Below are 9734 nucleotides of genomic sequence, written 5' to 3' on the forward strand. Positions count from 1 at the left end.
CGCCCTTCGAGGACCCGGTCCACTTCTGGATCAAAGCCTCCGGGGACAGGAACCCCTGCCGCGCCGCCAACCCGGAGTGCCCAAGCTCCGGCCGGGACCGGCGGGCGATCGTGCCCGCCATCCACGCGGCGCGGGTGTCGAGCAACCGGCGGGCCGACACGATCTGCCCCTGACCAGCCAACAGGGCGGCATCGGGCAGAGCCTCATAGTCCGCACTCGAAGAGCCCAACAGGGCCACAGCCTCGGCCGCCTGCCTGAGGTCTTCCGCGAGGTTCATCATGTTCCAAGGATACCTTAATGGGCACACGTAGTCGAGAGTNTTCATCATGTTCCAAGGATACCTTAATGGGCACACGTAGTCGAGAGTTGTTCACATACTTGGGCTAGTTTATTCGAAGATTTGTACGCTCATCTCGAGGGCGGCCTACCGGGTCTCGACGAGCTCGACCACCGGGCCGCCACCCCGTTGCCACTGGGAATCGCCGGGCCTAGCATGATCCGCAGCCCCACTTCGGGGACCAAGCGACGGTGCCGCGTCTCGGCAGGTCACCGCGCACAGGTCTCGGGCATTCCTCCGGATGCCCGCGTCCTGAACATCACGGGACAGGATGGGAATGACCATGAGCAAGTACTTGTTTGAAGCGAACTACGTGGGCGAGGGCATCAAGGGCCTGCTGCGCGAGGGCGGCACCAGCCGTCGGGAGGCGCTGGTCGCGGCCCTCAAATCAGTGGGCGGCTCGGTCGAAAGTTTGTATTACGCCTTCGGCGAGACCGACGTGCTGGGCATCATCGAGATTCCGGAGCCGTCCGACGCCGCGGCCCTCTCGCTGATGATCAATTCGACCGGGTCCGTGACCGTGCGGCTGAAGCCGCTCCTGAGCGTGGAGGATCTCGACGCTGCCACCAAAAAGACACCGGCGTATCGGGCTCCCGGCCAGTAGGCGGGCCGCGGCAGGGGCTCACTCCCCCCGGGCGCCTCCCCGGACGCTCGGTCGCGGTGACGCCGCCGGCCGGAGTGGCGCCCATCGACTGACGCTCACTCGGCCCAGAGGCCCGGAACGACGACGACCAGGTTGCAGCGCGGACACCGGTGACAGGACTCGAGTCCCTCGGCGGTTTCCACGCCGTCTGCGGTCATCTCGACTCCGCAGGCCGGGCACACGGGGCCGTCACCGCCGAGGGCGAAGTCTTCCATCTCCCCAGTCTGAGGCATCCGTGCGGGGCCGGTGCCGCAGCATCCGTCTCGCGCGCCTTGTTCGCCTCGCGCGCCGCTGATCGCGTGGCACGCCGGGCATGGCGTGGCGCAGCTCCCGCGCGACGCCGACGGCCAGCGCAGCGGCGGCCGAGGCGGCGCGGGAAGCAGCCTGGATGCTATGCCATGCTGGCCCAATCACCGATCGGGGGCTCTCATTGGTGCGAAACACGGGCTCCGAAAGAGCCTTCGCGAGGGCGCAGCGTGACCCGGCCTACCTGGCGGCGGTGCGGGTCGCCTATGCGCCCGCGTGGACACGGTGCCCGGCTCCGCGGTGGCGGACCAGATGGAGGCGCTGCAGGGCATGTTGCCGACATCGGCCAACAAAATGGTCGATCCTCTGTCCGCAGAGTGGGGGCAGGCCCTGGTTGGTGTCAGCGCGGCCTGCAGCACCGCCGGGTTCGACCTCAGCGTGGACGCCTGGACTGGCGGCTGACAGCACCAGCACGGGGAGATCGGCCTCAAGAATGCGCGGACATTCGGCTCGATGAGACGGGCTTTTCGCCCCGGGCGCGCACTGCGCCCGATCAGGCCGTGCGCCGCACGGCCGCCAGAATGGCGGCGCCGAGCTCGGCCGGCCGGGTGAACTGGGGCCAATGCCCGGTCGGCAGGTCCACATATTCGACGTCGTGGAGGCGGGCGAGCTCCGCCACGAACGGATGCCCGGCCGCGATCCACTCGGTGACCAGCGAAGACGAGATCTCGCAGGAAATGATCGTCGCCGGAACGTCGTAGCGGCGCTCATCCTGCAATTGCATCAGGTCGGAAGCCACACGCCTCGGTTCCGGAACGGCGCGGGCCCGGAACGCGGCCCGCAGGTCGTCGGTCAGGTCCACGAGCTCAGCCGCCTCGAAGGCGTCCCACGGCGGCAGCGGGATGTCGTCGCCCTCGACCGACAGCCCGTCGTTGATGACCGCACCGGCTCCGAGCGGGCCGCTGTCGACGTAGACGGCGCGCAGCACCTGGTCCGGGCGCGCATCCACGCCGCCGTGAATGATGGCACCGCCGCCGGAGTGGCCGACCAGCACCACCGGGCCGTCGATGGTGTCGATCGCGGCCACAACCGCGTCGATGTGGTCGCGGAGGCCGATGCCGGCCCGCGGCGCGCCGACCGATTCCAAACCGGGCAGGGTGAGCGGATGCACCCGATGCCCGGCTTCGACCAGCGGCGGAGTGACCTCCGCCCACGACGAGGCGTCCAACCAGAACCCGGGAACGAGGATGATGTCCATGCCGGGAGCATAGGCTGCCTCGATCCCGCGCACAGCAGCCGTCTCGGCGCACCCCGATAGAGCTGGAGCAGGCTCAACCCCGAATCGGTCGCCGTGCGACACTCTGGGTCATGAATTCCATGGAGGAGTGCCCGACGACGTGCTCGAGCAGATCGTGCGGGCACGCCTGGCGGAGATCACCGGATAGCTGAGGCCATCGGCAAGCGGAGCGCGCCGCGAAGCAGAGCGCGTTTTCAGCGCCGCCGGCGGGCCGCGGCATCCACTGCCCCAACGGCGATCACTCCGGAAAGGTAGGCCACCAGGTCGGTTGCGACGAAGGTGGTGCCCAGCACCAGTCGAATCGGTGGGAACCACTCGGCGAGCGCAGCCGGCGCACCCGTCAGCTGCGCGAACTCGATCAGCGCGCAGAGTCCGAAAGCCGTGGCCGCGGTGACGAGCGGGCGACTCCGCGGGGCGACGAACAGCACCCCGAGATAGACCAGCACGGCGTAAAGCATGCCACCGCCGACATCACCGGCCGCTCCGGCAACGGATGTGCTCACGACGAGCCCGGCGACCGTCACGACGGCACCGGCGACAACGATCCCGATGCGTGACCGTTTCCCGACCGCCGATCCGGGCTCGCCCCTCCGGCGCCCGCTCATCCGGCTCCCCTCATCCGACTCCCCCGCATCCGTCATCCGTCGGACCAGAGTTCCACACGAATCCGCCGCACCCCAATCCGGTGGAACGCCGCCGTCGGACGGCCCTCAACCGACGCCGGCCGCCGCCCGAATCAGGCCGACTCCGAATCCTTCCTTGACCTCGTCGCGGCACGGTCCCGCTGCCCGGGGCAGAGGTGCGGGACCCGAGACGGATGTCCAAGCCCGCCTCGGGTCCCTCACTCGTTCGCCAGTCCGGTGGCTATTGCCGCGCCATGTGCGCCCGCAGCTCGGCCTCCGGGTCAGCCTGGAGTTCACCGCTGACGTCCACGGTCACCTCCTGGATCGTGCCGGTGAACGTGAACGGGCTCGTGTACTCCGGCGTCACGGGCGAGCCGGGGTTGGCGCCGCAAGTCAGGATTCCCGGGTTCAGCGCGAACGGGACGGTGACGGGTGCCTCGGCCTCGGCGACGAGCGCGCCGTCCAGGTAGCGGAGGTCGGCGCCACGGCGCGCGGATCACCCAGGGGCGCGGATCACCCAGGCAGCATCCCCGGTAGCAGCGGCGAGAAGATCACCGAGAAGGCCAGCACGTTCAGGGCCACCGTGCCCCAGAACGCCTGCCGAAAGCTGGCCTTCTTCGTCTTATGCCGCAGCACCTGCTGCGCCATGATCGCGCCCGGCCAGCCGCCGGCGAACCCGAGCAACAGCAGGGTGTTCTCCGGCACCCGCCAGCGGGCGGCGACCGCGGCGGACTTGTCCACGGCGTAGACGACGAAGCAGGCGAGGCTGAGGGCGAGATAGTACGCGGCCACCCAGATCGAGACCGGCCGGTAGGCATCGACGACGAGGTAGATCGACACGAAGGCGACGATGGCGAGGTAGGCGATGGCTCCCGAACCGGTGCGGGTCGGCCTCCGTCGCCGCGTGCCGGTCTGCCTCGTGGGTCGGGCCGGTCTCCCGGGCCTGGGCTGCCTCCCTGGTTTGGTCTGTCTCATCGCTGTCTCATCGGTTGCGGCGGCTCAGTCGAGGAAGTCGCGCACGACGGTGTCGAGGGCGGCGACCGTGAGCGCGATCGAGCCGATGTCGATGCGTTCGTCGTTGCCGTGGAACAACTGCCGGAAGGTGCCGTAGTCCCAGTGCCGGCTGAGCAGCGCGAAACCGTAGGCGGGGATGCCGCGGCGGCGGTAGAACCTGGCGTCGGAGCCGCCGACGCTGAGCACCGGGAGCAGGTCGGCGTCGGGGTAGGCCCGGCGCACGGCCGTGCCGAGCGCGTGGAACAGCGGCGTGTCGACGGCTGAGCGGGTGGCGGCGGCGAAGCCGTCGCCCTCGATCGTGACGTCGTCGGCCAAGTCGCCGAGCGCCTCCCGCAGATAGGCGTCGACGTCGCCGGCCGCCAGGTCGGGCAGCACCCGGATGTCGAGGGTGATCGTGGCGAGCGCGGGGATGACGTTGTCCTTGACGCCGGCCCGCACGATGTTGGGCGAGATGGTGGTGTGGGTGGAGGCGTGCGCGAACCCGGCCAGGCTGCCCAACTCGTTCAGCGCGCCATCGATCCGGTGCGGGTCGAGCAGCCGCGCGGCCAGGCCGGATTCCAGTTCGAGGGCCTGCACGTATCGGCGCCAGTCGGCGGTAATCTGCACCGGGGCGCGGTAGCGGGCCAAACGCGTCACGGCATCCGCCGCGATCACGGCGGCGTTGCGCGCACCCCACGGGGCCGACCCGTGACCGGGAGTGCCGCGCACGGACAGGCGCCGCCCGGCAATGCCCTTCTCGCCGACGGCCGTGGAGATCAGAGGCCGCGGCCCGACCATGGCTCCACCGGATTCGGTGAGCACGGCGTCGGCGTCGATCAGGTCGAGCCGGTTCTCGGTGAGCCACTCCACACCGAAGTGGCTGCCGTCCTCCTCGTCGGCGACCGCGGCGAAGATCAGGTCGCCGCGCGGCCGAAACGGTCCGGTCGCGATGGCCCGGGTGACGACCGCGTAGGCGGCGGTCAGGTAGAGCATGTCAAGTGCGCCGCGCCCCCAGATCTCGCCGTCGACGATCTCGGCGCCGAACGGGTCGCGGGTCCAGCCGTCGCCGTCGACCGGCACCACATCGAGGTGGCCGACCAGGGCGAGGGTGGGCGCCGTGGGATCGGTGCCCCGGATGCGCGCGATCAGTGAGGCCCGCCCCGGATGCGGTTCGACGACCTCGAGGTCGAGGCCCGAGCCGGCGAAGAACCCCTCGAGCGTGCGCACGCTGCGGATCTCGCCGCCGGAATCGGGGGTGCCGTCGTTGACGCAGGCGTTGCGGATGAGGTCGCGCAGCAGGTCCACCGTCTGGCGGGTGAGGGCCTCATGGTCGCTCATGCGCGGGCCCGACGGAGATGGTGCGCGAGCGTCGATTGCATGGTGGCGGCCAGTCCTTTTGTAAAGTGCCTGAACTCTACCGGGTGAGATCGGCCGCGGCGGACGCCTGGGCGGCGGCCGCGCGCGAAATCGAGTAGCGGATGTGCACCCGGAGCGGTGAGCCGACGGGAATCTTCGGATGCTGGAACTCGGCCGTCGCGGTCATCCCGAGTCGTTCCATCACGGCTCGCGACGGTTCGTTGATGACCGCGGTGATCGCGTGCACCTGCTCGAGTTCGAGCCGCCCGAACGCGAAGTCGAGGGCAGCCCGGGCCGCTTCTGTGGCGTAGCCCTGCCCCCAGACGGAACGGGCCAGCCGCCAGCCGACCTCGATCCCGCCGGGACCGGGGATGAACGCGGGCAGGGGCGCAAGCCCGGTGAAACCGATGAAGTCCCCCGTCGACCGTTTCTCGAGCGCCCAGAGCCCGTAGCCGTGCGTGTCGAAGAGCCGGTCGGCCCGGGCGGCGAGAGCGTCGCTCTCAACCAGGGTCAGCAGTGTCGGAAAATACCGCATCACCTCCGCGTCCTCCCCCATCGCGGCAAACGGCGCCAGGTCAGCCTCGCGCCAACGGCGGAGCAGGAGGCGGATGGTGCGAATCTCGAGCGGCATCCGTCCAGACTAGTGACCAGGACCCGGCGACCGGTCAGGGGATCCAGTTGAATTCGTCCGGGTCGGGGCCGGTGCGTTCGTTGCGGTTCAGCGCCGTGATCGCGGCCAGGTCATCGGTGGTCAACTCGAAGTCGAACAGAGCGAAGTTCTCCTCGACCCGGCTGCGGGTGACGGACTTCGGGAACACGATGTCGCCGCGCTGCAGGTGCCAGCGCAGGGTGACCTGTGCCACCGAGCGGCCCAGGCGGGCGGCGATGGCGGTGATCACCGGGTCACCGAGCACCTTGCCCTGCGCGATGGGCGACCACGCCTCGGTCACGATGCCGTGCTGCGTGTTGAAGGCGCGGACGTCGTCCTGGGTGAGGTACGGGTGCACCTCGATCTGATTGACGGCCGGCACCGTGCCGGTCTCGTCGAGGAGACGCTGCAGGTGGTGCGGTTGGAAGTTGGAGACGCCGATGGTTTTGACCCACCCGGAGGCGTGCATGTGGCGGTAGCCCACCTCGAGGGCGGCGAGGGTCGACCTTCTGGTGTCGGCCGGCACGACCTGGTAGACACCGAACCCGAGCTGCGGGATCGTCTCGCCGTTTTTCAGCCCGACGCGGGGAATGGATGTCGTCGGTGCTGCGGTCATATCGTGAAGCTCCTTTGAGTCGACGAGGCGCACGCCGAAGACTGCGCGCCCCACTCTCACCCCAATGGCCCACGGCCGAACGAATTCCCGTTCGGGGCCGATCAACAGGCTCGCGAGCACTCCGCCGCCCGTTGTGGAGGCGCGTGGGGTCAGGCGGCGAGCCGGTCGACGACGCCCGCCTCGGCGAGCTGGGACTGCAGGCCGGCCAGTAGGAGGGGCAGCTGCTCGGCCGGGGAGTCCGGCGCCTCGGGGTGCCACTGTACGCCCGTGATCGGGGCAGACTCGTGCTCGACGGCCTCTATCAGTCCGTCGGGGGCGACCCCGGCCGGCAGCAGGCCGGTGCCGAGCCGGCCGACGCTCTGGTGGTGGGCGCTCTGCACCTGAATGCCGGCCTGGCCGAGGCTCTGGCGCAGAGCGCTGCCGGGCAGAAGGTGCACGGGGTGCTCTCGCAGGATCTGGTCGATGGGCACGTCGACGTTGCGGTGGATGCCGTCCTCGATGTGCTGCACGATGCTGCCGCCGAGGGCGACGTTGATGATCTGCAGCCCGCGGCAGATGCCCAGCAGCGGGGTGCCGCGGTCGAGGGCCCGCCGCACGAGGGCGATCTGGCCGGCGTCGGCCACCTCGAAGTGGTGGGTCTCCCCCGGATAACCGGTGCCCCCGCCATAGAACCGCGGGGTGATGTCTTCGCCACCCATGATCAGGATGGCGTCGCAGGCATCCGTCGCTGCCAGCAGCTCGGCCGGCGTGAGCTCGGCGGCCGCCAGCCGGGTGACCTGCCAGCCGCCCTGCGTGCCGGCGTCGGCCGCGGCGGCATTGAGCAGCTGCACCTTCGCGTGGTACTCGGGGCGGTCGGGGCGGTTCCGAGTGACCTCGACGACCGCGAGGCGCGGAGTCATGGCGAACGAACGGGTCATGGTCGGCCTCCGGAGGTCGGCGTGCGTGCACTGGGGGTGTGACCCAGTCTGGGCACAACCGTCCGGCCCCGCCAGCCGGCCGTAACAGTGAGCAACAGTGCCACCGTCGCGTCGGCGGTGGACGGGCCTGCGTCGCCGTTCTATGCTCGACCTGGGAACGCCGAAGTGTCGATGGTTGGTGTGAGGATGGGGTCCATGCGGTCACGGTGGTTGATTCCGGTCGCGGTTGCGGCGGTTCTGAGCTTTGCGTTGTCCAGCAGCGGACCCCCCACGGCGGCCCGGGCGGAGAGCCCGGTCGACTTCGGCGCCAGTCATATCGTCGACACCGTCGACGCCGTCACCGACCGCGCCGACGAGGTCACCGCCGCGTTCGACGAACTCTATTCCGCGACCGGGGCGGACCTCTACGTGGCCTACGTCGACAGTTTCACGGGCGTCGAAGACCGCGAGCAGTGGGCCGACCAGACGGCCGACAACAACGGCTTCGGCACCAACGACGTGTTGCTGGCCGTGGCGACGGATGACCGTCAGTACCAGCTCTCCGTGGCCGCCGACTTCGCCCTGACGGATGCCCAGCTCCGGGAGATCGAGACCGTCGCCATCGAGCCGGCTCTGCGCCGGAACGACTGGGCAGGCGCCGCGATCAATGCAGCCGACGGTTTCTCCGCGGCTCTGCGGGGCGAGCCGGTCGCGGCCGGCGAGGTCACCCCCGGAGACGAAAGCCCCGGCGGCGGCGGCGCCGGGCTCGTTGTCGTGTTCCTGGTCATCGCCGTCCTGGTGCTGCTGGCCGTTGGCGCGGTCGTCCTGCTCGCCCGCCGCGGGCGCAAGCGCCCCCTCCCGGCCGGGACGGAAGCGCCGACCGGCCTGCAGGCCCTGCCAACCCCCGAGCTCAAGCGGCGCGCCTCGAGTACCCTCGTGCAGACCGACGACGCGATCCGTTCCAGCGAGCAGGAGCTCGGCTTCGCGGTCGCCCAATACGGCACGGAGGTTACCACCGCCTTCCGGGCCGCGCTCGAAACAGCCAAGAAGCAGCTCAGCCAGGCCTTCACCCTGCAGCAGAAGCTGGACGACGCCGAGCCCGACTCCGAAGAGCAGGCACGTGCCTGGTATGCGGCGATCATCGACCTCTGCAGCCAGGCCAATCTCACCCTCGACGCGCAGGCCGACGACTTCGACGAACTGCGCCAGCTGGAGAAGAACGCGCCGGAGGTCGCCGCCGCCGTGTCCCAGGGTGCCGAAGCCGTGCGGGCGCGCCTCGCCGGCAGCGAGCAGGGCCTGGCGGCACTGGCCGCCCGATACACCGACGCGGCGCTCGGCACGGTCGCCGACAATCCCGCCGAGGCCCGCGAGCGCCTCACCTTCACGGACACCGCCCTGGCCCGGGCGGCCACCCGGCTGGGTGCCGGCGAGACGGCGGCCGCGGCCGTGGACATCCGTGCCGCCGAGGAATCGGTCGACCAGGCGCGGTTGCTCCTCGACGCCGTGGACCGCCTGGGCACCGACCTCGCCGCTGCGACCCGGCACCTGAAGGCCACGGTCGCCGAGTTGCAGACCGATCTGGTGACCGCGCGCGGCCTGCCGGCGTCGACCGAGGCCTCCGCCGGCCTGCCGGAGGTGATCGGGCAGACCGAACAGGCCCTGGCCCACGTGCGCGACCAATCCGCAGCCGGCCGGATCAACCCGCTCGAACTGACGGCGATTCTCGACGCCACCAACACCCAGTTGGATGCCGCGCTGCAGGGGGTGCGGAACGCCGAGGCACAGGCCCAGCGCGCCCGGGCCGCCCTGAACCAGAACCTGCTCGCCGCGCGCGGGCAGGTGTCGGCCGCGGAGGACTTCATCACCGCCCGCCGCGGTGCGGTGGGCGCGGAGGCGCGCACTCGGCTCGCCGAAGCCGGACGGGTTCTCGTGGAAGCGGAATCACTGGCCGCAACCGACCCGGATGCCGTGGGGTGACCCGGTCTTTTCGGACGGGGTCCTCGGTTTCATTTTAGGCGGCGAGTGTGAGTTTGATGAGTCGTTCGGTGGGTGTTGAGTAGCCGAGGGTCTGGTGCAGG

The 9734-nt window shown here is 70.2% G+C and carries 13 protein-coding genes; 3 read left to right on the forward strand and 10 right to left on the reverse strand.

Translation table 11 applies throughout. The annotated features are described in order from the left end of the window. On the reverse strand, nucleotides 1–280 hold a 280-nt coding region (locus E3O67_RS05645), incomplete at its 3' end, for a hypothetical protein (protein ID WP_135102203.1). A 340-nt stretch (nucleotides 281–620) separates the two neighbouring features. Between E3O67_RS05645 and E3O67_RS05650 the strand changes: the two genes are divergently transcribed. Further along, nucleotides 621–941 carry a GYD domain-containing protein gene (locus E3O67_RS05650; protein WP_135102204.1) on the forward strand — a complete coding sequence of 107 codons (321 nt, stop codon included), beginning with the start codon at nucleotides 621–623 and terminating at the stop codon, nucleotides 939–941. Nucleotides 942–1036: 95 nt separating this feature from the next. On the opposite strand, the gene E3O67_RS16850 is transcribed toward E3O67_RS05650, so the two are convergent. Continuing rightward, nucleotides 1037–1195 carry a hypothetical protein gene (locus E3O67_RS16850; RefSeq protein WP_167726495.1) on the reverse strand — a complete coding sequence of 53 codons (159 nt, stop codon included), beginning with the start codon at nucleotides 1193–1195 and terminating at the stop codon, nucleotides 1037–1039. 307 nt (nucleotides 1196–1502) lie between these two features. Between E3O67_RS16850 and E3O67_RS05655 the strand changes: the two genes are divergently transcribed. Continuing rightward, nucleotides 1503–1688 (forward strand): hypothetical protein, encoded by a 186-nt coding sequence (locus E3O67_RS05655; RefSeq protein WP_134431758.1) that lies wholly within the window; start codon nucleotides 1503–1505, stop codon nucleotides 1686–1688. 91 nt (nucleotides 1689–1779) lie between these two features. On the opposite strand, the gene E3O67_RS05660 is transcribed toward E3O67_RS05655, so the two are convergent. The 8 genes from E3O67_RS05660 to E3O67_RS05695 form a co-directional block, all read right to left on the reverse strand. Further along, nucleotides 1780–2484: an alpha/beta fold hydrolase gene (locus E3O67_RS05660; protein ID WP_135102205.1), complete on the reverse strand. Its 705-nt coding sequence runs from the start codon at nucleotides 2482–2484 to the stop codon at nucleotides 1780–1782. Between the two features lie 233 nt (nucleotides 2485–2717). After that, nucleotides 2718–3128, reverse strand: a complete 411-nt coding sequence (locus E3O67_RS05665; protein ID WP_135102207.1) for a DUF2809 domain-containing protein — start codon at nucleotides 3126–3128, stop codon at nucleotides 2718–2720. Between the two features lie 259 nt (nucleotides 3129–3387). Beyond that, nucleotides 3388–3513 carry a hypothetical protein gene (locus tag E3O67_RS17610; RefSeq protein ID WP_255575520.1) on the reverse strand — a complete coding sequence of 42 codons (126 nt, stop codon included), beginning with the start codon at nucleotides 3511–3513 and terminating at the stop codon, nucleotides 3388–3390. 146 nt (nucleotides 3514–3659) lie between these two features. Further along, nucleotides 3660–4121: a DUF1294 domain-containing protein gene (locus tag E3O67_RS05675; protein WP_134431767.1), complete on the reverse strand. Its 462-nt coding sequence runs from the start codon at nucleotides 4119–4121 to the stop codon at nucleotides 3660–3662. A 24-nt stretch (nucleotides 4122–4145) separates the two neighbouring features. Next, nucleotides 4146–5477: a M20/M25/M40 family metallo-hydrolase gene (locus E3O67_RS05680; protein WP_134431770.1), complete on the reverse strand. Its 1332-nt coding sequence runs from the start codon at nucleotides 5475–5477 to the stop codon at nucleotides 4146–4148. A gap of 76 nt (nucleotides 5478–5553) precedes the next feature. Continuing rightward, nucleotides 5554–6126 carry a GNAT family N-acetyltransferase gene (locus tag E3O67_RS05685; RefSeq protein ID WP_134431773.1) on the reverse strand — a complete coding sequence of 191 codons (573 nt, stop codon included), beginning with the start codon at nucleotides 6124–6126 and terminating at the stop codon, nucleotides 5554–5556. A 34-nt stretch (nucleotides 6127–6160) separates the two neighbouring features. Further along, the gene (locus tag E3O67_RS05690) at nucleotides 6161–6760 is read right to left on the reverse strand and encodes an aldo/keto reductase (protein ID WP_134431775.1); all 600 of its coding nucleotides are present in this window, start codon (nucleotides 6758–6760) and stop codon (nucleotides 6161–6163) included. A gap of 149 nt (nucleotides 6761–6909) precedes the next feature. After that, on the reverse strand, nucleotides 6910–7677 hold the full coding sequence (locus E3O67_RS05695; protein WP_241979328.1) for a gamma-glutamyl-gamma-aminobutyrate hydrolase family protein: 768 nt from the start codon (nucleotides 7675–7677) through the stop codon (nucleotides 6910–6912). 195 nt (nucleotides 7678–7872) lie between these two features. Here E3O67_RS05695 and E3O67_RS05700 point away from each other — a divergent pair, with 195 nt between their 5' ends. Then, on the forward strand, nucleotides 7873–9633 hold the full coding sequence (locus E3O67_RS05700) for a TPM domain-containing protein (RefSeq protein WP_167726497.1): 1761 nt from the start codon (nucleotides 7873–7875) through the stop codon (nucleotides 9631–9633). The last annotated feature ends 101 nt before the right edge of the window (nucleotides 9634–9734 follow it).

It is taken from the genome of Cryobacterium sp. TMT3-29-2, assembly GCF_004564305.1.
Lineage (GTDB): Bacteria > Actinomycetota > Actinomycetes > Actinomycetales > Microbacteriaceae > Cryobacterium > Cryobacterium sinapicolor.

Bases quoted from the DNA above. Each gene is read 5' to 3' on its own strand.
- E3O67_RS05680 (WP_134431770.1), bottom strand. From the start codon at position 5,477: ATGAGCGACCATGAGGCCCTCACCCGCCAGACGGTGGACCTGCTGCGC.
- E3O67_RS05660 (WP_135102205.1), bottom strand. From the start codon at position 2,484: ATGGACATCATCCTCGTTCCCGGGTTCTGGTTGGACGCCTCGTCGTGG.
- E3O67_RS16850 (WP_167726495.1), bottom strand. From the start codon at position 1,195: ATGGAAGACTTCGCCCTCGGCGGTGACGGCCCCGTGTGCCCGGCCTGC.
- E3O67_RS05650 (WP_135102204.1), top strand. From the start codon at position 621: ATGAGCAAGTACTTGTTTGAAGCGAACTACGTGGGCGAGGGCATCAAG.
- E3O67_RS05695 (WP_241979328.1), bottom strand. From the start codon at position 7,677: ATGACCCGTTCGTTCGCCATGACTCCGCGCCTCGCGGTCGTCGAGGTC.
- E3O67_RS05700 (WP_167726497.1), top strand. From the start codon at position 7,873: ATGCGGTCACGGTGGTTGATTCCGGTCGCGGTTGCGGCGGTTCTGAGC.
- E3O67_RS05690 (WP_134431775.1), bottom strand. From the start codon at position 6,760: ATGACCGCAGCACCGACGACATCCATTCCCCGCGTCGGGCTGAAAAAC.
- E3O67_RS05665 (WP_135102207.1), bottom strand. From the start codon at position 3,128: ATGAGCGGGCGCCGGAGGGGCGAGCCCGGATCGGCGGTCGGGAAACGG.
- E3O67_RS05675 (WP_134431767.1), bottom strand. From the start codon at position 4,121: ATGAGACAGACCAAACCAGGGAGGCAGCCCAGGCCCGGGAGACCGGCC.
- E3O67_RS05685 (WP_134431773.1), bottom strand. From the start codon at position 6,126: ATGCCGCTCGAGATTCGCACCATCCGCCTCCTGCTCCGCCGTTGGCGC.